Below are 22238 nucleotides of genomic sequence, written 5' to 3'. Positions count from 1 at the left end.
AATCGAAGAGCGGGGCCGAATCCCTGAGCGGGGCCAGCGGGTACCGGTACTACTGGTCGTCGATGGCCGACAGCTTCCAGGTGCCGTCGACCTTCTCCATGTTGACCGTCAGCGGGCCCTCGGCACTACCCGACGCCACACCGTCCTGCGTGGCGCTGATGTTCACGTTGGCGATCAACTCGGCCTTGTCGTCCTCCAGCCGCGAGACGCCGATGTCGGTAACCATGGCTTCGGTTCCCGTCTTCGTTTGCACCACAGCGGATTTGGTGGTGTCCGCGGTGGAGTTGAACTCATCTAGCATCGACTGATTGAGCACCGCACGGGCAGCATCGAAATCGGCATCGATCGTATCGGCCTTGTACGTGTACAGAGTCTGAAGCGCGTCGGTCGCCGCCGAGGTGACTTCCTGGGTGGCTGCAGAATCGACCCAGGCAGCATTGTCGATCGTGGCGAACGGCTTGAACGCCGCAACAGCAGCGAATGCACCGAGCACCACGGCGATGATCGCGACGACGATCACGTGCTTGTAACCGATACCCGACGCCTTGCGCGAGGTGACAGCCTGGTCCGCGTCCGCGTCGGAAGCCCCTGACGTCACTGAGTCGAGCGGAGTGGCGGCCTTCTCGGTGGCGTCGGACTTGGTGGCGTCGGACTTGGTGGCAGCCTTGGCCAATGAGGGCCTCGAAGTCGCGCTCTTGTCGGCAACGGTCTTGTCGGCAACGGTCTTGTCGGCCGCAGTCTCGTCGGCGACCGTCTTGTCGGCGACCGTCTTGTCGGCAACCGTCTTGTCGGGCGCAGGGGTGCTGGGTGCCGGCGTTGTGATCGCGGTCGTCTCGGTCGTGTCCGAACCCTCCGCGGTGGTCGAACCCGCGTCGGACGCTGCGGGCTTACCGGTGCCGGCCACCTTGCGGCGCACCTTGCTGGTGGTGGTGGGTGGGACGATCTTGCGACGCTGGGGAGGCACTACAGAACTCCTTCGAAACTCACTGCACTGAAACTCACTGCACTACAGACGGAAAAGACACTGCCCGGGGAACGTCAGTTGCCACCGGAATCCGGCTGTGGGGCCGGCGTCGCTTCCGCGCTGGGGGTAGCCGCATTCGGGTCGGCTGCATTCGGGTCGGTAGCACCCGGTTCGCTCGGGATGACGGGATTGGTGTTGGGGTTGTCCAACGAGATCCGCGAACCGATGGGGTCGACCTTGTTGGTCTTCCACACCCCGTCGACCTCTTCCATGGCCAGTCGCATCGTGAGCTTGCTTCGCTCGACGCGGTCGGGCCACGTCGTGGTCGTCTTGATGACTACGAGAGCCTCGGCGGTGTTCTCGTCGGTACTGAGCTCGGTCACCGCGGCATGCAATACCTCGGCCTCACTCTTGGCACCGGACTGACGGACCTGATCGGTGATACCCGAACGCGTCTGCTCGAGGTCGTTGAGCATCAAGTCACCGGTGATGGACGACTTCATGTTGTCGAACGACTGATCGATGTTGGCGGCGTCGACCGTGTTCAGGTTGACCGCCGCCTGCTGGGCACCGGTGAGGGCAGAGTCGCGAGTATCTTCCGTCGGCTTCTGGCTGAACAACGCCGTGCCCCAGCCGTAGCCGAAGAACACTGCCGCTGCGAGAGCAGCCACGGCGATCACCGTGACGACGGCAAGAAGAATTTTCGCTGTCTTGTTCTGCCCTGGAGTCGCTGGGGACTCCAGGGCTTCGGTGCTCGAGTTCACAATTTCACCCTACTACTCGGTAATATCCGGCCGAACCACTCTCGGCCCGACGATAGTGCTGAGCAGCAGTTCTTCCGATGTCGCTACTTCGGCGTGACGCCGATGAGCGGTGCCAACTGGGTGGCGATGGGGTTGAGGTTGAGCTTCTCGGGATCGACCTTGGGGTTGAGGTCCCACGGCTGCGGCACGTCCGGATCGGCAAAGACGATTCGGTTCGCGCTGCGAACGCCCGTCACGCTGCCCTGTGGCGTTGCACAGTTCGCGTCGAGGTTCAGCGGGTAGTTCTCTCGGGTCGGGTCGAAGTTCGGGTTCTTCCGCTTCTCCTCGTCCAGGATCGCCTGCGAGCCCTCGTAGCCGACCGTGCAGGGCGGCGGGTTGTTGACCTCGAGCAGCAGACCCTGATGGATCGTGCCGTCGTTCGGGACGATGGTGGAGATGCCGGCACCGAGCGCAGGCAGGAATGTCAGGAACGGCCGAAGAGCGAGATACCGCGGCTCGGCCTGAGCGGCGACCAGCGCAAGGTTGTTGATGTCGGTCGTCAAGGCCGGACCGGCATCGGTGATCAGACCACCGAGCTGATCACCCGCAGCGGTTCCGGTGTCGATGAGCCGACGGATGTCGGGATCGCTGGACTTCAGCTGAGCCGTCACCTGATCCAAGCTGGTACTGAACTCGCGGATCAGATCCGACTGCTCGGACTGTGTGTCGAGCACCGGCACCGCGTCGCGCACCAATGCCAGCGTCTGCGGGAGTGCCTCGTTGCCCGCCTCGGAGATGTTGCCGAGCGAGTCGACGAGCGATTGCAGATCGTTGCCCTTGCCGTCGAACGCCACGCCGAGCTCGTTGACGACCTTGGTCAAGTTCTCCAGCGGTACCGACCTCACCAACGTGTTGGTGTTGGCCAGCACGTCCTCCACCGGAACGGGTGTCGAGGTGTCGGCGGCCGCGATCTGAGAACCGTCGACCAGGAACGGTCCCTGATCGGTCTGCGGCTGAAGGTCGACGTATTGCTCGCCGATCGCGGACCTGTTCGCCACGACGGCCTTCGTGTCGGACGGGATGTCGGGACCGCCGTTGTCGAGCTTGAGCTCCACCTGGACACCGTCCGGTGTCAACTGCAAGCCACCGACGGTACCCACCGGCACCCCGCGGTACGTGACCTCCGCGTTGGTGAAGATTCCACCGGAATCGGCGAGATTGAGCGCCACCTTGTACTGCCCGAACCCGAGCATGTTGTCCAGACGAACGTACTTTCCGCCGACGAAGATCAACCCGACGAGGGCGATCACGACGAATACCACCAACTGGTACCGAACGAGCTTCGATCTCACTGGCCAACTCCGAACTGTTCGAGCAGATCATTCAACGGGGCCAACGGGGTCAGCGGCGCAGGCTCTGCCCCGGCGGCCTGACCGCTCGGTGCACCCGGTCCGGGAACCGGTGACGGGATGATCGGCGGCAACGGCAGCAACGAGATCGTGGGCCAGCCCGGACGCGGTCCGTTTCCGTTGTAGTACGGATTGGACGGATCGACGACGGGGAGCGTGTTGCCGTACTTCGGCTGGACGTAGACCGGATCTCCCTCGCCCACACCGAAGTTGCGAAGCGCCGTTCCGATCGACAGGTCCAGCGACAGGAACAGGTTGGCCGAGTTGCCCTCGATGATCTTCTCCGTGCCGTCGGCGAACGGCAGTGTGGGGATCACCGACAGCGACGTCACCACGTCGTCCGCCGAATCGGCCAGTGCCTGCAGCGTGGGACGTAGCGCCCGCAGGTCTGCGATCAGATCGTCCTTGGATCGGTTGATCACGTCGGTGCCGACCGAGCCGAGACGATCGAGCGCACCGAGCATCTCCGTCAGCTGCGGTCGCTGCTGCTCGAGTACATCGGTGGCGATCGGCAGGTCCTTGAGCACCCCGTCGATCTTGTCGGTCTGCGAGTTGACGCGCCCGCTGAGCGTGTCGAGACCGTCGATGGCACGGGTGATGTCGTCACGCTGCTGATTGAGTCCATCGATCAGCGTGTTCGCCTGCTGCAGAAGCTCTTTGGTCTTACCTTCCCGACCGTCGAACGCCGTACTCAGTTCCTTGACGATGGGCGAGAGCTGACCGACGCCTCCGCCGTTGAGCAGCAGCGAGAGCGCACCGAGGACCTGTTCGATATCGGTGGCGTGGCGAGTTCGATCGAGCGGGATCGTGGCACCGTCCTGCAAACGCGCGGCTTCCTCGTCACCCGGAGGCGCGGACAGCTGCACGAACTTCTCGCCGAGCAGGTTGGTCTGCTGGACCGACGCGATCGCGTTGGCCGGCAGGTCGACGTCGGAGTTCAGGATGACGTTGACGTCGGCGGTCCAACCGTCGTTCGGAACCGTGATCGTGTCGACGCGGCCGACGGCCACACCGTCGACCTTGACGGTCGACTGCGGGACGAGGTCCAGCACATCGTCGAATTGCACCGTCAGGTTGAACGGGTTGTCTCCGACATCGGCACCACCCGGTAGCGGGATGGCGTAGATGCCCGCCGACGAGCACGCACCGGCAGACAGGGCCACCACGCACAGTCCTGCGCCGAGGGACAACGAACGCTTCACGCGAGCTCGATTCCGCTTCACAGAGGTACTCACTGTCCCCCACCTCCGATGTACGACTGCTCCAGACCCGGCATCGAGCTGGTTCCGAGCTTGGGCGAGACCACGCCCGGGACCGTGCCCGGCACGGACTGGTTCTGCTGGATGTCGTTGGTGAGAACACCGAACGGCAGCACAATCCGGTTCTGGTCGGCGAGAGGGGCCTGAATCATGGTGGTGATGTTGGCGCACTGATCGATGATCGGTTGAATCTGCGCTCCCAGAGCCTCGAAGCGAGGATCACCGGGTACCAACTTGCCCAGGTCGATCAACCGGCAGACAGTGCCGAGAGGATCCTGGGTCTCGTTCTGCAGATTGGCGCGCGAGGCGAGCGTGCCCGACTCGGCGTCGTACGCATTGACCAGGTTGCTGATCGCCAGTGGCAGCAACGTCAAGGTCTGCACCAGCTGCTCACGGTTGTCGGCCAGGGTTTGAGTGGGCTGTACGAGCCCGTTGGCCGCGTCGGTCAGTTCGGTTCGGTTGTCCGCGACGAACGTGGCGACGTCACCGAGCGACACCGAGAGTTGCTGCAGCGCAGCACCGAGATCCTCACGCTGACCGGACAGGAAACCGGTCAGGTCGGCCAACTGGGTGTTGAAGTTGCGCACCTGTTGATCGTTCACGGACAGAGCACTGACGAAGGTCTGCAGATTCTTGATCGTGTCGAACACATCGGTACGCGAGTCGCTCAGGGTCCGACCGGCCGCCGAGAGCTGAGTGATGCTGTTGCCCAGCGCTTCACCGTTGCCCTCGAGGTTGGCGGCACCGGTGTTCACGAAGTCCGTGAGCGCGCCGTCCTTGTTGGCCCCGTCGGGTCCGAGAGCTTTGGACAGGTCGTTGATCGACGAGTAGAGCTCGTCGACCTCGACAGGTGTGGCCGTGCGATCGCGACCGATGGTCGTTCCGCTGGCCATGGTGTCGCCGCCCGTGTACGCGGGTGCGAGCTGAACATAGCGATCGGCGACGAGTGACGGGGTGACCTGGACGGCCTTCGCATCGGCCGGAATGTCGATGCCCCGGTCGACGCGGAGGACGACCTCGACATCGTCGCCCATCGGGGTGACGGAGTCGACGGTGCCGACCTTGACGCCGAGCACACGCACCTCGGAGCCGGAATAGATGCCGACCGACTTGTCGAAGTAGGCGGTGATCTTGGTCGTTCCGGCCCTGGTGAACAGCCACCAGCCTGCGACAGCTACGACCAGGGCCACCACCACCACGACGGCGATGATCGCGAGCTTGTTCTTGTTTCGCGGCGCTGCCTGAGTGTCTGTCATCAGTTCCCCGCCAACTTGTCGACCGAGGGCTCGCGGTAACCAGGTATCAACGGAACTCCGGGGGGTGTGAGGTTGGCCAGGACGATGTCGAGCCACCGGCCGTTACCGGTCACGTTGGTGTAGAGGCGAATGAACGGCTCGTACAGTTTCAGCGCCCGGTCGAGATTGTCGTTGTTGCGCTGCAGGATCTCGATGACACCGTTGAGCTGCTGCAGCATCGGGTTGATGGTGGCCTCGTTGTCGCGGACCAGACCGGTCAGCTCCTGAGATACCCGCTGAGTGCCGGTGAGGAGCTGCGAGATGGCCTGCTGACGGTTGTTGAGCTCTTCGAGCAACGGGCCTGCATCGGTGATCAGCTTGTTGAACTGCTCGTTGCGGTCGGCCAGCACCTTCGATGTCTCACCGGTAGCAGCGAACAGCTTCTTCAGTTCCTCGTCGCGGCTTGCCACCGTCTGAGACAGCCGAGTCACGCCGTCCAAGGATGCACGAATGTTCGCGGGAGTCTCCGAGAACGCTTCGGACAGGGTTCGCATGCTGTTGGCGAGCTGATCGGTGTCGATGTCGTTGATGGTCGATGCCGCCGCTGAGAACGCATCGATGACGTCGTACGGAGACGTGGTGCGATCGAGTGGAATCGTGTCCTTGGGGCTCAGCGTGTCCGGGCCACTGGGGTCGAGGGCCAGGTATTTCTGACCCAGCAGCGTCTTGATGGCGATGGCCGCCCGTGACTCGTTGCCGACCCAGGCGTCCTGCACCGTGAAGTCCACGAGTACTCGATCGCCCTCGAGACGCACATCGGTCACCTTGCCGACCTTGACGCCCGCGATACGGACCTCGTTGGACGGCTTGAGACCTGCTGCTTCGCTGAACTCTGCGGTGTACACCGAGCCTGCACCGATGATCGGAAGTCGGTCGAGAAAGAAGACCGACATCGTGGCGAGCAGGATGATTGCGATTCCCAGCGCACCGATGGTTGCCGGACTACGACGAGATTTCATTGCTTGATCCCCCCAGCTTTGCAGCGCTCTGCCGAGTTCGTGTAAAGCGGCTGGTTTACGGTCGGAAGCCCGGTCGGCAAGTTCAGGTTCGGCGAAGACCCCGGTCCGGCAACGATGTCGATGCCGCAGAGGTAGAACGTGAACCAGGATCCCTGCTGGGCCGTGCGGATGAGCTTGTCCAGCTTGTTCGGCAGAATTCCCAGGACCTTGTCGACGTCGTCGCTGCGGCGGTTGACGGTCTCCGACAACGTGTTCAGTGCCGTCACCGATCCCTGGATCGACGGCCTCGTCGGCTCGAGCAGATCGGCCGTTGCGTTGGTCAGACCGGCCAACGACGTGACCGCCGAACCCACGACATCACGATCGGCCGACAGTCCGGAGACCAGCTTCTGGGTGTTGACGATGAGACTGTCGAGCTGACCGTCGTTCTGATTGACCGTCGCCAGAACGTTGTTGAGATTGGTGATGACCTGGCCGATGACCTGATCCTTGTCTGCGACCGTGTTCGTCAGACTCGCCGTGTTGGTCACCAGCTCGTTGATGGTGCCCGACTCCCCCTGGAACACCTGAATGATCTGGTAGGACAGCTTGTTGACGTCGTCTGCACTGAGCGTGGTGAACAGCGGCCGGAAGCCGTCGAACAGCGTAGTCAGATTGACCGCAGGCTTGGTCCGCTCCAGCGGGATCGTCGCACCCCCGTTGATCTTCTGACCTTGGTCCCCCGAGCCCTGCTCGATGGCGATGTAGCGCTGGCCCACCAGGTTTCGGAAACGGATGGTCGCCGTCGAGCTTGCCGGCAGCCAGTCGCGGCTACTGAGAGTGAAGTCCACTTTCGCTTCGCGCTCGTTGGCGATCTCGATGTTGTCCACCTGGCCGACGCGAACGCCTGCGATACGCACTTCGTCGCCCTTGTTGAGGGACGTGACGTCGGTGAACATTGCCGAGAACGTGGTGCCGCCGCCGCCACTCGAATTGGCGATGGTGAAAGCAAGGGTGGCCGTGGCGATGATCGTGACCACCGCGAACACGACCAACTTGATGATCGGCGCGAGAAGGCCTCTCATTTCACGCTCACCTCCGCTCCCCTCAATGCCGGAGCGCCGATAGCGGCTGCCCACGACGGAATACTGTCCGGTGCAACGCCACTCGCCTGACCGTAGATCACGGCGAGAGTGTCGCGTTCGAAGTCCGAGCCCTCGTAGCTCGCCGGCTCCGCGGATTCCGCGATGGCCGGAACGATGGAACTCTGAGCCGACTTGGGTGGGCCCTGTCCGGGGATGACCTGCGGGCCCGGGTTACGAGTCGGGACCTGGTACGAACCGTCGTTGATCGAGCCTCCCGGGTACTGCGGGAAGAACTCGCCGGGTGCTGCAGGCTCGAAGCACGTAGCTCCGCGATCGTCGAACAAGCGCGGCTCGTCCTGGTTCGGCAAGTAACGGCCCTTCGGGTTGACGAACGATGCGGAGACGTTGATGCCGGGGTATGGGTCGCCCTCGCCGAGCACGATCGCGCCGCGCCTGGCTCCTTCGGCGAACTGGCTGAACGTGCAGCCGAACGTCGGTGAGAACTCGGCAAGCAATTCGAGTGCCTCACGGGAATTCGACGCCAGGCTGATCAAGTTCTCGGAGTTCGCCTGCAGGAAGTCCGCGGTGACGTTCGAGGCCGACGTCAGCGAGCCGTACAGCGTTTCGAGACCGGACTGACGCTCGACGACGGTGTTGCCCGTCGTGCGCAGGTTGTCCAGAGCCGAGATCAGCTCCGGTGCCGCGTCGGCATAGGTCTGGGAGAAATCTGCGAGACCGACGAGGGTCTGCTGGATGTTCGGCAACTCCGTGTTCAGACCCGACACGATGTTCGTCAGATTGTCGATGGTCTGCCCCAGTTGCTCGCCGCGCCCGCTGAGACCCTGCGCCAGTGACCCGAGGGTATTGGCCAGATCCTGCGGCGGAATCGCCTGCAGCAGCGGGAGCAAGCCGTCGAGCAGCTGCCCGACCTCGATCGCGTTTCCGCTCGTGTCCTGACGCAGAACCGTGCCGTCGGTGATCGGCGACGCCGAATCGTTCTCGGGCACAATCAGCGAGACGTAACGCTCGCCGAACAATGTCTTCGGAAGCAGCCGAGCCGTCGCGTTCGACGGGATCAGCGGTGCCTTGTCCGGATCGATGGCCAGCTGCGAGGTGACGACACCGTCGACGGTGGCCGCAGAACGCACCTCGCCCACGATCATTCCGCGCACCTTGACGTCCGCGTTCATCGGCAGGGCGTTGCCCACCGAGTCGGTTTCGAGGCTCACGTTCACCACACTCTTGAACGTCTTGTTGTAGGAGGTGATGCTCCATCCGAGAAACAGGATGAGCACCAGGAAGAATGCAAGTCCGAGCAGTACTCGCTGCAGTCGCGACGGCGAGTCGATCATCCGGCAACCCTCACTGTGGTGGTCGTGCCCCAGATGGCGAGGCTCAGGAAGAAGTCCAGTACGGCGATCGTGACGATGGCCGTACGTACGGCGCGGCCCACTGCGACGCCGACGCCAGCCGGTCCGCCCGAGGCGTGATAGCCGTAATAGCAGTGGATCATGATCAGCACGAAAGCGAAGATGAGCACCTTGAGGAAGGAATACAGCACATCTTCCGGAGGCAGGAACAGGTTGAAGTAGTGGTCGTACGACCCCGAGGACTGTCCGTTGAAGATCGTGCTGATCCCTCTGGACGCGACATAGGACGCAAGCAGACCGACGATGTAGAGCGGGATGACCGCGACGAAGCCGGCGATCATGCGGGTGGTGACGAGGAACGGCACACTCGGCACGGCCATGACCTCGAGCGCATCGATCTCCTCGGAGATCCGCATGGCACCGAGCTGTGCGGTGAAGCCACAGCCGACGGTTGCCGAGAGCGCCAGGCCCGCGACGATCGGGGCGATTTCACGGGTGTTGACGTACGCGGAGAGGAACCCGGTGAGCACGGAGCTACCGAGCTGTTCGAGCGCTGCGTAGCCCTGCAGGCCGACGACGATGCCGGTGAAGCCCGACATCATCACGATCACGCCGATGGTGCCACCGATGACGGCCAGCGCGCCGCTGCCGAAGGTGACCTCCGCCAGCAGGCGGAGCACCTCCTTCTTGTAATGCACTGCAGTCTTGGGGATCCACCCGATCGCCCGCAGGTAGAACGACATCTGCTCGCCTGCGCGATCGAGCACGTTGAGCGGAGCATTGCCGACGCGCTTGACGCGCATCAGTGTGCGGTCACCGCGACCTCTTGCGATAGTCATCGCGGTTACGCTCCCTTCGCTGGAACGACCTGGAGGTACACCAGGGTCAGAATGAGGTTGGCGAAGAAGAGCAGCAGGAACGTGATGACCACGGTCTGATTCACTGCCTCACCGACGCCCTTGGGTCCGGGATTGGGGTTGAGACCCTTGTACGAGGCGATGATGCCCGCAATGAGACCGAAGATCGCCGCTTTCGCTTCTGCGACATAGAGATCCGGAAGCTGCGCCAGCGCCGAGAACGATGCCAGGTACGCACCGGGGGTACCGCCCTGCAGGATCACGTTGAAGAAGTAGCCACCCGCGATGCCGACGACCGAAACCAGGCCGTTGAGCAACAGCGCGATGAGGATCATGGCCAGCACACGCGGAACGATCAAGCGATGCACCGGATCGATACCCAGAACACGCATCGCGTCGATCTCCTCGCGAATTGTCCGAGAGCCCAGGTCGGCGGTGACGGCCGAGCCTGCGGCACCGGCAACGAGGAGGGCCGTGACCAGGGGCGAACCCTGCTGGATGACCGCGAGCACGCTGGCTGCACCGGTGAACGATTCGGCACCGAGCTGCTTGATGAGCGATCCGGTCTGCAGCGAGACCACAGCGCCGAAAGGAATGGCGACGAGCGCAGTCGGCAAAATCGTCACGCTGGCGATGAACCAGGCCTGCTCGATGAACTCGCGGAACTGGAACGGCCTACGAAAGGTGTTCCGAACGACCTCGACCAGAAGTTCGACGATATTGCCGGCTTGTGTCAGAGCGGCGTTCGCCGGAGCGAACGCGGACTTCTTCGATCCCGCCATGTCTGCTATTGACCCCGACCTTGCGTAGGAGCTTGGTAGCCCTGTTGATCATGACCTTGACCGCCGTATCCCTGCTGGTCGTACCCCTGCTGGTCGTACCCCTGCTGGTCGTAGCCCTGCTGGTTGTAGCCCTGCTGGTCGTAACCCTGCTGGTCGTAGCCTTGCTGGTCGTACCCCTGCTGCCCGGCGTAGGCGGGGTACTGCTGCCCGGGGTCGGTGGTATCGAGGCTCTCCTGGATGGCGACCTGCGCGTTGTGCGGCAACGTGTGCATGATCTGACGGACCCGCTCCTGCCTGCGTCCGACAGCCTGCCGCACCGGAGTGCCGGGGGTGGCCTTCATCTGCGGCACGATGCCTTCCACGTCGTCGACGCCACCGGCGTGGTGCCCGGCGTCGACGAGGGCCTGCTCGTGCGCCATCTGCGCCTCGTCCTTCTCCTCCGACATGCCGATCGGACCGATCATCGTTCCGTTGAGGAACTGCTTGACCACCGGCTCGTCACTGGTGAGAAGCACCTCGCGTGGGCCGAACATGACCAGCTGACGACGAAAGAGCATGCCGATGTTGTCGGGCACCGTTCGAGCGAGGTTGATGTTGTGCGAGACGATCAGGATCGTGGCATCGATGTTGGCGTTGATGTCGATCAGAGTCTGCGAAATGTACGTGGTACGAACGGGATCGAGTCCGGAGTCGGGCTCGTCGACCAGAATGATCTCGGGATCGAGCACAAGAGCGCGGGCAAGGCCGGCGCGCTTGCGCATACCACCGGAAATCTCGCCGGGCAGCTTGTCTTCTGCGCCGAGCAGACCCGTCAGCTCGAGCTTCTCCATGACGATCTTGCGGATGTCGGACTCGGACTTCTTCGTGTGCTCGCGAAGCGGGAACGCGACGTTGTCGTAGAGGTTCATCGAGCCGAACAGCGCGCCGTCCTGGAACAGCACCCCGAACAGCTTCCTGATCTCGTAGAGCTCACGGGAGGAGCACTGCAGGATGTCGGTTCCGTCGATGAAAATCTTGCCCTGTTCGGGACGCAGCAGGCCGATCAAGGACTTCAGGAAGACCGACTTGCCGGTACCGGAAGGACCGAGGAGCGCACTGACTTCACCCTTCGGCAGGGTCAACGTCACGTCCTGCCAGATCTTCTGTACCCCGAAAGACTTGGTCAATCCTTCGACCGAAACCTCGACTCCCACGCTGACCTCCACAATTCGTACACATCGACCCGGATGTGGGTTGCGTCACTGTATCCCATGCAGGTGTCCGCACCGACACAGGAGCTTACCGCCCAGTAAGAACTTCCCCGAGTCAGGCTGTAGAGCTTGCATCAGTGTGGCTCATCTCACGCGGCACGGTCGGCGACTCGCCAGAACTGTGACAAGTACCAGTGGCGAAATGCTGTGACACACCACAAGTGAACCCAACCGAAACCCTTCGACGTGCTTCAGACTTCGGCGAGGTCGAGTAAACAGGGGCCGAATCGGGGTGTCACGCGTTCCGGCAGAGTCAGTGATCGATCACAACGATGCACCCGATACAACGCCTGGAACACAGAAGAGGGCAGGGCTCGAAACACAGAAAAGGGGCCGCTCCCACCGAGGTGAGAACGGCCCCTTCTGCGCTCGTGCGATCAGAGCACGAAGTACGACTGCAACGAAGTGGTCTTACTTGACGGAGATCTTTGCGCCGGCAGCTTCCAGCTTCTCCTTGGCAGCCTCGGCTGCGTCCTTGGCGACCTTCTCCAGGATGGCCTTCGGAGCGCTCTCGACGAGGTCCTTGGCTTCCTTCAAGCCGAGGCCGGAGACGACCTCACGGACGACCTTGATGACCTGGATCTTCTTGTCGCCGGCCGACTCGAGGACGACGTCGAACTCGTCCTGCTCTTCGGCAGCCTCAGCCGGAGCACCGGCTGCGCCTGCTGCTGCGACGGCGACGGGAGCGGCTGCGGTGACCTCGAAGGTCTCCTCGAATGCCTTCACGAACTCGCTGAGCTCGAGGAGGGTGAGCTCCTTGAACTGGTCGAGCAATTCTTCGGTGCTGAGCTTCGCCATGGTGGCGGGTCCTTCCTGTAAGTACCTGGTCGCTGATCCGCGACTTGGTGTTGGTGGTGTGGAGCTGAGCTGTTCGCCAATACCAGCGGATCAGCTTTCGGCGGGAGCTTCCGCCGGTGCTTCTGCTTCTGCAGGTGCCTCGGCTGCGGCGGGTGCGCCGGCAGCCTTCTTCTCCTGCAACGCGAACGCCAAACGCGCGAACTGCGATGCGGGAGCGTTGAACAGGCCTGCAGCCTTCGACAAGTTGCCCTTCATGGCGCCGGCGAGCTTGGCCAACAGGATTTCGCGCGACTCGAGGTCTGCGATCTTGTTGATCTCGTCCACGGACAGCGTTGCGCCGTCCATGTAGCCGCCCTTGACGATCAAGGCCTTGTTGTCCTTCGCGAAGGCCTTGATGGCCTTCGCAGCGTCGACCGGCTCGCCCTTGATGAATGCAATGGCGGTCGGTCCGACGAACAAATCGTCGAGGCCGGTGATACCGGCTTCGGCAGCTGCGCGCTTGACCAGGGTGTTCTTGGCGACGGAGTACGTGGCACCTTCGCCGAGCGCACGCCGGAGCTGAGTCAGACCGGACACCGACAGGCCACGGTATTCCGTGACGACGGCAGCCGTCGAACCCTTGAACTGTTCGGTGATCTCCGATACTGCTGAGACCTTTTCGGGCTTTGCCATACTTCGCCTCCTCTCGTGGGAAGTTGTGTCGATCGCGAGAGGGCCGGAAAACGACGAACGCCCCGGCGCAAGAAGCACACGGGGCGTGAACGAGCGGGCAGCCGCGGGGGCTGCATACAGGTTCCCTACCTCGTTCTCCTGCGTGGGCCGTCCGAAGCGATCTCGGACCTTCAACCGCGCAACTCCCGGAAGCGAATCCTCGAGAAGGCGGTGACCAACGGTCTTGGGTAGAACTTGATTGGGCGATCTGGATTCGAGTGCGATCACTCGTGATCCGAACCGTGGACCAGACTACAACACCCTCGACGACAACTCCAAAACGCCGAGCTACTGCCGTACCCCTCCTACTGCCGAATACCGTAGACGACGAGATTGCGCTCGTAGCTCCCCACGGACGTATCGAAATCACCCGAGCACGTGATCAGCCGGATCTCGTCGGCAGGCACCGCCCCGAAGACCAGCGCCGTCGGGAACTCTGCTTTTCCGTAGTCGCCGATCCGATCGACGCGGTAGTCGGCTCGGCCACCCGTCCCGTCCGCCACCGTGACGACATCTCCCGGTCGCAGCTCGGACAGCCGATCGAACACCGCGGGACCGGTCGTGGAATCGACGTGCCCGGCAAGCACCGTCGGACTACCGATCGCGCCCGGTCGGCCGCCGCCGGTGAACCATCCGACGTCGTCGTAGTCGCTCGGCACCTGCATCTGCCCGTCTTCGGTGAGACCGAGGCCGATCAGTGGCTCGTCGAGATCGATAGCGTCGACGCTGAGCCGCGTCGGCGCCTGCCCCACGGAGTCCGTCGTCGGGCCAGATTCCGGTGCGTTGCTCGAACTCGGCGGCGCGTCCAGCGCGGGCCCAGCCGGTACCGACGACTCGGTAGGTGGTGATGGTGCGGCAGGTGGTGGTGCGGCAGGTGGTGATGGTGCGGCGGTACAGCCCGTCACCACCACCACTGCCGTCACGGCAACCAGAAGCCGGTATCTCAGCTGCGTGCCGTTCCGCTGCGGCGAGCAACCAATGTCACTCCCGCGATCGCCATTGCGCCGAGGGCTACCGCGCCGACAAGGGGGACTGCCGAACTGGACGCCGAATCGGATGCCGCGGCGAGTGCCGCGCCGCCACCTCCGGTTGCCACTGATCCGACCGGAATCTGGGTCAGCTGCCCACGCACCGCACCGGCCGAGAAGTCGACGGTGTGGGTGTCGGCCGCGAAGCCGGCCGGGTTGGCTTCGATCTGGTCCAAGGTGAATCCGGTACCGCTGTCGGCGCTGGCCCCGGCCGGCGTCAGGCCGGTGGTGAACGGTCCCTGCATGCAGCCACTACTGGTACGTGGGCCGTCACCGATCGGAGTCGGGTTCGGGAATGCCAACCGCGGCGGCCCTGCCGCACCCGCCGCCGCCTGGTGGAGGTGCGTGGCGGTCTTGGCCGGGCTCATGTAGTCGCCGGTGACGCCGTCGAGCGCGATGTCGTAACACACGATGTCGAGGTCGGAATTGATACGCAGCGTGAAGGTTCCCGTTGCGCCCGGCTGACCTGGAGTGGCCACACCCTCGCCGTTGAGCACCTGGTCGGGGGTTGCCATTGCAGTGAAGGCGCTGGTGAACGAATCCGGTTCGGCAACAGGGGTATCGGCCCCGGCGGGGGCGGCGGTGAACAGCATCAGAGCAGCGGCCGTGCCACCGACGACTGCAGCGGCGGTGCCGCGGACGGACATTGCCGGGCGGGTGATCGAGCGTGTGGTCATCTCGTGTGCCTTCCGTGGGAGTATCGGGCAGGCGAGCCCGTGCAAAGGTGTACGACCGTCGATGCCACGATGTTCAACGCTCGGTAAAGAAATATCCCAGTCCCGGATATGAACACCTGGGCGTCCGTCGACGTAGTCACTGTCATGAGCATCGGGAGCGTGATCGAACTGGACTTCGACGTCGCTGCCGCGTACGACGAGCACGCGTCGGCCATGCTCGGTTTCGCCGTCAATGCACTACGCGACCGAACGCTCGCCGAGGATTGCGTCCAGGAGACGTTCCTTCGCGCGTGGCGAGCGCGATCCCGCTTCGAGCCAGGTCGAGGATCGCTGCGCACATGGTTGTTCGCCATCGAACGCAACGTCATCGTCGACGTCCAACGGTCGCTTCGCAGAATGCCCAAGTCGGCGTCGGAACGGATCGAGGACGTCGATCGGCAATCGGTTGCGATCTCGCGGGACACCAGCCCCGACGTCGACGAGCGGCTACGCATCATCGCTGCGCTGGCGCTGCTCTCTCCCGACCACCGACAGGTCGTCGTCGCCGTGCACCTGGCCGGAACGACCTACGCGGAGCTCTCCGAGTCGACGGGAGTGGCCGTACGAACACTGCGCACCCGCGCCTTCTACGCATTGAGGGCGCTCCGAGACCATCTCGACGGACAGGAGGAAGCATGAACGCCCGAGACGATCGCCGAGCCGAGCTGATCGCCGCCGCCGTCGCCGACGACCTCGACGACACCGAGACCGCAGAACTGCGCGAGCTCGCAGCGTCGGATCCCACCGTCGACACCGACATCGCCGAACTACGCGCGCTGACCGGGACTCTCGGTTCTCGCGGTCCGACCGGACCGTGGCTCGAATTTTCGACGTCGCCCGACCTGCGCGAGCGAGTTACGGGTACGACGGGCGACTCGGCGTGGCGGTCACCTCGTGAACAGGACGCGCCGCGATTCGGTGGGCGACGTAGGTCTGCCGCTCTGGTGGCTGCAGCCGCACTGGTGGGACTGGTGGTCGGCAGTGGCGTCGTACTCGGCGTCGACGCCTTCCGACCGAAACCCGCGGAGCCGTCTGCGGCGATCACCGGCCCACCGGGCACCCTCGGTGCCTACGAGCAGGTCGCCTTCATCACGAGCGTGCCGAACGTGGACATCGAGGGCGGCCTCGTCGCCCACACGTGGGGCACCGAGACCGTCCTCGACATGGACGGCATCTCCGATCGGGGCCCGTACGAGGTCGTTCTCGTCGATCGGTCGGGCACCGAACTGACGTCCGGCACGTTTCTCGGTAGCGACGTCACCATCGAGTGCCGCATGAATGCAGCCGTTCTTCGCGGCGACGTCACCGAGATCGAGATCCGCAGTTCCGACGGCTCCGTGCTGGCGTCGGCTCAGTTGCCGACCACCTGACGATCCCGCGAACCGGGCCACCAGTTTCGCGCGCCGAACAGCTTCATCATCGCGGGCACCATCATCATCCGAACCAACACGGCATCGAAGAGCACAGCCACGGCGAGCGCGAAGCCGAACTGTTGCAGCTCGAGTACGTCGGCGGTGAGGAAGCTCGCGAACACCGCGATCATGATCGCGGCTGCCGCGGTGATCGGCCGGGCAGTGTGTTCCAGCCCGTCGACGATCGCAGTGTCGTTGGCCCTGTCGGTGTCGGTGCCGGTTACGTCGTTGCGCACGAACACTTCTCGCATGCGTCCGATGAGGAACACCTCGTAGTCCATCGAGAGCCCGAAGACGACTGCGAAGACGGTGACCGGCAGGTACACCTGAATGTAGCCCGGGCTCTCGAATCCGAGCAGCGACGAACCCCACCCCCACTGGAACACCGCCACCGTGGCTCCCAACGCGGCGCCGGTCACCAGCACGTTCATGGCCACTGCCTTCACCGGAATCACCACGCTTCGGAAGACGATGCCCAGATACACCAGAGAGAAGGCCAGGACTGCGGCGACGACCCAGAGGAATTTGCTCGATATCTCCGCAGAAGCGTCGACCACCAACGCGGTGGTCCCACCGACGGACACGTTCGTCCCGTCACGTTCCGCCGCCAGCAGCGCCTGCGATCTGATCGACGTGACCAGGTCGGAAGCGTCGGTCGAATCGATCGGCACCGACGGAACTACGATCAGCAGCGTTCGACCACCGTCCTGCTGGGCGAGTGCGTATTCGACGCGACCATCGGAGCGAACGTCGTCGGCGAACGACGCCACCGTTGCCGTCTGGACCGGATCGAGCGGGCTGTCGTCCTCGCCGGTGAACACGATGGTGATGGGCGAGATGGTGCCGGGAGCGAACTTGTCGGTCAGTACCGCGTTGGCTCTGCCACTCGGTTCGGCGCTCAGCGCGTCGGCTCCGAGATCGACGCCGTACTGAATGGAACCGATCGGTGCGAGGCAGGCGAACAAGACGGCCGCGGTGACGGCGGTGTAGCGCCAGGGCCGTTCGATGACGTGCCGAGCCCATCGCGACCACCACGTAGGGACGGCTGCAGCGTGTTCGCCGACCGACGGTGGTTGAAACCGCTGTGGGAGCGACAATCCGGAGATTCTCGAACCCAGGACCGCCAGGATGGCGGGCAGCAGAGTCCACGCCACGATGACGACACACGCCACCGTCAGAGCGACGACGAACGAAATACTCTGCACCGCAGGGACATCGACAATGGCCAACGCACCGAGGGCGATGAGAACCACCAAGCCGGAGATGACGATCGTGTGCCCGGCCGTTCCCATCGCGGCCCCGACGGCCGCGTCCGTGCGGGCACGGCCATCGGGCTCACCCGGAACTGCTCGGTCCATCTCCTCGCGGAATCGGCTGACGATGAACAGCGCGTAGTCGATACCGAGGCCGAGCCCGAACATCGACGCCACCGTCGTCACCAGCACATCGAATGTCATGACGTTGGACAGGAGTGCAAAAACTCCGAAGGCGGCCAGCACTCCGATTCCGGTGGTGACGAGCGGAACGATGCCGGCGACCACCGAACCCAGGGCCAGGACCAGCAACACGAATGCGAGGGGCAGTCCGATGCTTTCCGCGCGCACGGCGTCGTCGGATTCGACCTTCGTCAGGTCCACCGTCATCGGGGAGTAGCCGGTGACCGCCACCTCGATGCCGTCGCGGGATGCGCCACCGATCAGCTCCTGGATTCGTTCGGCCACGGCGATGCGATCACGCGGATCGCCGCCGACGCCGACGAACGCCAGCGCCGACGTCCCGTCCGCGGAGATCGTCGGGACGAATCCGGCGCTCTCGTAAGGATCGACGACACGCAGTACATCCGGTGACTGCCGCAGCGAGGAGACGACCTCCCCTACCCGTTCGCGAAAGGCCGGGTTCCGGCTGTCGACAGTATCGGAGGTGAACGTGACGACGAGCTGTTCGGACCCGAACGACGCGAAGTGCTGTTCGACGAGTCGGTCGGCGCGGCTGGACTCGGTTCCGGGTACGGAGAAGTTGGCTCCCACCAACGAGTTCTGCAGCGCGGGATACAGAATTGCGGACCCCACTGCGAGCAGCAACCAGACGGCCAGCACCGCCCACCGATGTCGCGCGACCGTTCGGCCCCAACGGTCGCCGATACTGCGCCGGCGTCGGCTGGATTCCAGCACTGCCGACCCGGTCATGTCTGCGGGAGCTCGCGGCTGAAGATTCGGTAGGTCCGGTGCGGTGATTGCTCCATCCGAGTGAGCACCGAACCTTTCATCCAGGGACTGTCGTCGAGTACCGGCGCGGCCTCGACCCTGGTGAATCCGAGATCGCGCATCCGCACCGACATCTCCATGATGAGCAGCGACGACACGGCTCGGTCGGGGCAATCGGGATCGACGAACAACATGTCCACACGGACCCCGTCGATCACGTCGGTTCGACCGGGCCGTTTGACGTGCCAGAGCGTCACGAGGTCTCGCAACCACCTGGACTTCAGGTGCGCCGCCTTGGCCGCGGCCTGATTCACGTCCGGAATTCCCACCAGGAATCCGACGGGCTTGCCGTTCAACTCCGCCAAGAGAGTGAGGCGGCGATCGAGGACGGGCAACATCATCTTCAACAGCTCGAACAGTTCGACGAACGACAGCGGCGAGTAGCCCCAGAAGTTCACGAACGTCTTGTTGTAGAGGTCCCGCACGATGCGTGCGTCGCGGCGCAGCGTCCGATACTTCATCGACCGGAACGTGACCTCGGACCGCGCCTTGATCTTCTCGAAAATCTGCATGTGCCGGGCGTATTCGGGACGGTTGTAGATGACGCACGGATCGTCGAACAGGTAGCTGTAGAAGTCCTTGATGCCCACCAGACCCCACTTCTCGAAGTGAGCGGCGTAGTACAGCGGGTTGTGCGGCATTCCCACCAGCGGCAGGACGGGTACTTCGTCGACGACGATGCCCGCGCTGTAGAACATCGACGGCCCGAACGGCCCGGATACGGTGGCCAACCCGCGCGCGGACAACCATGCCGCTGCCGCATCGAGCAGGCCTGCCGCGATCTCGTGGTCGTCGATCGCCTCGTAGAACCCGAAGAATCCGATCGACTCACCCGTGTACTCGGTGAAGCTCTTGTCGTGAATGGCCACCACCCGTCCGACAGCGACGCCGTCCTCACGGGCGACGAAGGCACACGTGTCTCGCGTTCGTGCGATGGCGGCGGGCGGCGAGATCAGAATGCGATCGAGATCCATCGGCTCGTCGGGCAGTCGGTGCGGGTCGCCCCGGTACACCAGATCGGCGACGGCCTCGAATTCTTTCCAGTCTTTTCCTGATACGACCTGTTCGACGGTGATCATCGTTCCTTCTCACGAGATGGTGTGTCGGACACGGAAATCGGCGAGCGAGCTACGACGGACTCCCCCGCGAACACGTACTGCCCCGGCCTGGCGGAGATGCTCTCGACGAGTGCGTCCGGCACGAACACGTCGCACTGAGAACCGAATTTGATCATCCCGTACTGCTCGCCGCGTTCGACCGTGTCGCCTACCGCGATGTGCGCGACGATGCGGTTGACCCACAGGTCGGCTATCTGCGTCACCGTCACCACGGCTCCGGACGCATGCTCGACCGCAACGGTGAGACGCTCGTTGGTGAGCAAATAGTCGCAGCCCTCGTCGTACGGAGTTCGCCGCGTCAACAGATTGGCCCCGACCCGGGCCATCGATTTGTTGAACGGTGCCGCAGACCGGTGCCGGCGCATCCCGACGGTGCCCGAGATGGGAATTCGATTGCGGTGTACCGAGTATTCGGACATGTAGATGCCGATGAGATATCCGCTGTCGGCTGCAGCGACACCGGCGATCTCGTCGAGGGCAATGGTTCGCCCCTTCTTGACTGCGAACGCGGTACTGCCTGCCTCCACCCGTTTCACGTACGTGACGAAGCCGTCTGCAGGAGCGACCACCGCCCGCGGATCGGCGGGAGGTACGCGATGCGGATCGCGAAAGAAGAACCGCGTGCGCCAGTAGACGAACGTCGCGAACGGAAGAGCCGTCACCGTAGCGATACCGCCGACCCATCGAGCGACCGACATCAGGTGTGCCGCTGTTCGTCGATGCTCTCCGACCAGCCCACGAACGCGTCGGCCGCCCTCGTTCTCGCTGCGCCGGGCAGGAGTCCGATGAGACCGCAGACGACGTAGAAGCCGAGCGAGAGAACACCATTGGTCACCTCGCGGTGCATCGACACGTCTCGCAGACGTACCGAAGTCGGCTCGAATCCGTCCGCCACGTCAGTGAGCGACAGCGGGCGTGAGCGTCTTGAGCTGCGCCTTCTCGAAGTACAGCTCGAAGAGTCGGCGGTGATCGCACCACGAGATGTCGTGATCGACAGGCAGAATGGCCTCGGGCTTGTGCACCAGGCGCATCAGCTGATCGATGTTGTCGGCCAGCATCGTCTCGGCGAATCGAGGCGAAATTCGAGAACTGACGCGCTCTTTGAATTCGTCCCAGCTCACCAGGTCGAGTCCGAGCAGCTCGGCGTAGAGGTCGTGTCCGTAGCCGGTGGGGTTGCTCGGCAGTAGCCGTGTCAGAGGATGACTGCGCAGCGCATTGCCGGCCATGACGTCGCACATCACGTCCACCGGAACGTAGTTCATTCCCGGGCCGTCCCAGATGGCACCGGCGGCGATGGCCAGTTCGATGATGCGCCAGAAGCTGTACACCCGTCCGGGATCACGGCCGAGTTCGGTACTGCCGAGAATGTAGGGGGCCTCGCACAGGGTGACGGAGTAGGTGTCCGACATCGAGAGCCACCCGAGAAGCGTTGCGTTGACCCACTTCATCTGCGCGTAGCCGGAGTACCACCACGAATCCGGGCGGCGGAAATCCTCGGGCTTCTGGTAGAGGTGAGCGCCGATGCTGCCCACGTAGGTGAGGTGCTTGCGCGTGGAGGTGATGCTGAATTCGAGAATGCGCAGCACGCTGACGAACCAGTCGTCGCGCAGATCGGCATAACTCTCGGTGTAGTCGGTCGAGCTGGCGCAGTTGAAGATCTGCCCCACTCCCGCTGCCAGATCGAAGTAGGCACCCTTGTCGAGACCGAAGCGGAATGCCGTCGGGGTGCCTTCGACGATGCGAATCTTGTCGGTGTTCACCGCGATCTCGTACTGGTCGAACGTGCGCTGAAGACGCTCGAGAGCAGACTCCACCTCGGTGGGGCGCACCATGGCGTACACGACCTCCACCGCAGCATCACGCGTCAGTCGACCGATCAGATGTGCACCGAGAAAGCCGTTGGCACCGAACACCAGCGCGGTCTCGGTGACCGGGGGTGCCATCGCCGCTACCCGGCGGCGGGTTTCCTCGTCGATGTAAGGCCGCAGCGCAGTAGGATCACCGTTGCTCAGGGCAACGACGTCCGCGTACTTTCCGCCGAAGCGAAGCCCCGGGCATTCATTGGTGATCAGTGCGTCCACGTGCGGCCAGACCGGACGCAACGAACCGTCTCCGAACAGTGCTTCTACGTGCATTCGTGCTCCCCTGCAACGATCGGTGTCCCATGTCACTTCGGACCGGCAGAACGTAGCAATCCCGCGGGCTCGAGACTCGCTGACCGGAAAAGTCTGGTACGCCC

General features: G+C 63.6%; 22 protein-coding genes. 2 read left to right on the top strand and 20 right to left on the bottom strand.

Annotated elements, in window-relative coordinates; genetic code table 11:
* Positions 1-49: 49 nt before the first annotated feature.
* From CH305_RS14730 to CH305_RS14660, 15 genes are all read right to left on the bottom strand, one after another.
* Positions 50-964: a hypothetical protein gene (locus CH305_RS14730; RefSeq protein ID WP_094704064.1), complete on the bottom strand. Its 915-nt coding sequence runs from the start codon at positions 962-964 to the stop codon at positions 50-52.
* Positions 965-1038: 74 nt separating this feature from the next.
* Entirely contained in the window at positions 1039-1728 is a 690-nt protein-coding gene (locus tag CH305_RS14725; RefSeq protein ID WP_032380469.1) for a hypothetical protein, read from the bottom strand.
* An 83-nt stretch (positions 1729-1811) separates the two neighbouring features.
* Positions 1812-3059, bottom strand: a complete 1248-nt coding sequence (locus tag CH305_RS14720) for an MCE family protein (protein WP_032401938.1) — start codon at positions 3057-3059, stop codon at positions 1812-1814.
* Positions 3056-4318, bottom strand: a complete 1263-nt coding sequence (locus CH305_RS14715; protein WP_094609535.1) for an MCE family protein — start codon at positions 4316-4318, stop codon at positions 3056-3058. Before CH305_RS14715 ends, CH305_RS14720 begins: the two co-directional genes overlap by 4 nt.
* A gap of 29 nt (positions 4319-4347) precedes the next feature.
* Positions 4348-5631 carry an MCE family protein gene (locus tag CH305_RS14710; RefSeq protein WP_032380466.1) on the bottom strand — a complete coding sequence of 428 codons (1284 nt, stop codon included), beginning with the start codon at positions 5629-5631 and terminating at the stop codon, positions 4348-4350.
* Positions 5631-6629: an MCE family protein gene (locus CH305_RS14705; protein ID WP_094609534.1), complete on the bottom strand. Its 999-nt coding sequence runs from the start codon at positions 6627-6629 to the stop codon at positions 5631-5633. Before CH305_RS14705 ends, CH305_RS14710 begins: the two co-directional genes overlap by 1 nt.
* A complete protein-coding gene (locus CH305_RS14700; protein ID WP_094609533.1) occupies positions 6626-7693 on the bottom strand; it encodes an MCE family protein in 1068 nt (355 codons plus the stop codon). The genes CH305_RS14705 and CH305_RS14700 overlap by 4 nt, the downstream gene beginning before the upstream one ends.
* Positions 7690-9045 carry an MCE family protein gene (locus CH305_RS14695; RefSeq protein ID WP_094609532.1) on the bottom strand — a complete coding sequence of 452 codons (1356 nt, stop codon included), beginning with the start codon at positions 9043-9045 and terminating at the stop codon, positions 7690-7692. Before CH305_RS14695 ends, CH305_RS14700 begins: the two co-directional genes overlap by 4 nt.
* Positions 9042-9902 (bottom strand): ABC transporter permease, encoded by an 861-nt coding sequence (locus CH305_RS14690; RefSeq protein WP_032365270.1) that lies wholly within the window; start codon positions 9900-9902, stop codon positions 9042-9044. The genes CH305_RS14695 and CH305_RS14690 overlap by 4 nt, the downstream gene beginning before the upstream one ends.
* Before the next feature lie 5 nt (positions 9903-9907).
* Positions 9908-10702 (bottom strand): ABC transporter permease, encoded by a 795-nt coding sequence (locus CH305_RS14685; RefSeq protein WP_032401934.1) that lies wholly within the window; start codon positions 10700-10702, stop codon positions 9908-9910.
* Between the two features lie 5 nt (positions 10703-10707).
* The gene (locus CH305_RS14680; protein WP_179278291.1) at positions 10708-11895 is read right to left on the bottom strand and encodes an ATP-binding cassette domain-containing protein; all 1188 of its coding nucleotides are present in this window, start codon (positions 11893-11895) and stop codon (positions 10708-10710) included.
* Between the two features lie 468 nt (positions 11896-12363).
* Positions 12364-12750 carry a 50S ribosomal protein L7/L12 gene (rplL, locus tag CH305_RS14675; RefSeq protein ID WP_032380460.1) on the bottom strand — a complete coding sequence of 129 codons (387 nt, stop codon included), beginning with the start codon at positions 12748-12750 and terminating at the stop codon, positions 12364-12366.
* Between the two features lie 90 nt (positions 12751-12840).
* Positions 12841-13422 (bottom strand): 50S ribosomal protein L10, encoded by a 582-nt coding sequence (gene rplJ, locus CH305_RS14670; RefSeq protein ID WP_032380459.1) that lies wholly within the window; start codon positions 13420-13422, stop codon positions 12841-12843.
* Positions 13423-13766: 344 nt separating this feature from the next.
* The gene (locus CH305_RS14665) at positions 13767-14213 is read right to left on the bottom strand and encodes a class F sortase (protein WP_256983762.1); all 447 of its coding nucleotides are present in this window, start codon (positions 14211-14213) and stop codon (positions 13767-13769) included.
* 191 nt (positions 14214-14404) lie between these two features.
* Entirely contained in the window at positions 14405-15166 is a 762-nt protein-coding gene (locus CH305_RS14660) for a CHRD domain-containing protein (protein ID WP_094704062.1), read from the bottom strand.
* 144 nt (positions 15167-15310) lie between these two features.
* Between CH305_RS14660 and CH305_RS14655 the strand changes: the two genes are divergently transcribed.
* A complete protein-coding gene (locus CH305_RS14655) occupies positions 15311-15844 on the top strand; it encodes an RNA polymerase sigma factor (RefSeq protein ID WP_256983760.1) in 534 nt (177 codons plus the stop codon).
* The gene (locus CH305_RS14650) at positions 15841-16575 is read left to right on the top strand and encodes a hypothetical protein (RefSeq protein WP_094704060.1); all 735 of its coding nucleotides are present in this window, start codon (positions 15841-15843) and stop codon (positions 16573-16575) included. The genes CH305_RS14655 and CH305_RS14650 overlap by 4 nt, the downstream gene beginning before the upstream one ends.
* On the opposite strand, the gene CH305_RS14645 is transcribed toward CH305_RS14650, so the two are convergent.
* Genes CH305_RS14645 through CH305_RS14625 form a run of 5 tightly spaced genes read right to left on the bottom strand, consistent with a single transcriptional unit; the run spans position 16557 to position 22134 of the window.
* Entirely contained in the window at positions 16557-18803 is a 2247-nt protein-coding gene (locus tag CH305_RS14645; RefSeq protein WP_094704059.1) for an MMPL family transporter, read from the bottom strand. The genes CH305_RS14650 and CH305_RS14645 overlap by 19 nt on opposite strands.
* Complete coding sequence (locus tag CH305_RS14640) at positions 18800-19960, bottom strand: hypothetical protein (RefSeq protein WP_094704058.1); 1161 nt, start codon at positions 19958-19960, stop codon at positions 18800-18802. Before CH305_RS14640 ends, CH305_RS14645 begins: the two co-directional genes overlap by 4 nt.
* Positions 19957-20697: a phosphatidylserine decarboxylase gene (locus tag CH305_RS14635; protein ID WP_094704057.1), complete on the bottom strand. Its 741-nt coding sequence runs from the start codon at positions 20695-20697 to the stop codon at positions 19957-19959. The genes CH305_RS14640 and CH305_RS14635 overlap by 4 nt, the downstream gene beginning before the upstream one ends.
* Positions 20697-20894, bottom strand: a complete 198-nt coding sequence (locus tag CH305_RS14630) for a hypothetical protein (protein ID WP_032380451.1) — start codon at positions 20892-20894, stop codon at positions 20697-20699. Before CH305_RS14630 ends, CH305_RS14635 begins: the two co-directional genes overlap by 1 nt.
* Position 20895: 1 nt before the next feature.
* Positions 20896-22134 (bottom strand): SDR family oxidoreductase, encoded by a 1239-nt coding sequence (locus CH305_RS14625; protein ID WP_094704056.1) that lies wholly within the window; start codon positions 22132-22134, stop codon positions 20896-20898.
* Between the last annotated feature and the right edge of the window lie 104 nt (positions 22135-22238).

This window comes from Rhodococcus sp. 15-649-2-2 (assembly GCF_002258645.1).
Taxonomy (GTDB): domain Bacteria; phylum Actinomycetota; class Actinomycetes; order Mycobacteriales; family Mycobacteriaceae; genus Rhodococcoides.
This window is presented reverse-complemented; position numbering and strand designations above follow the sequence as displayed.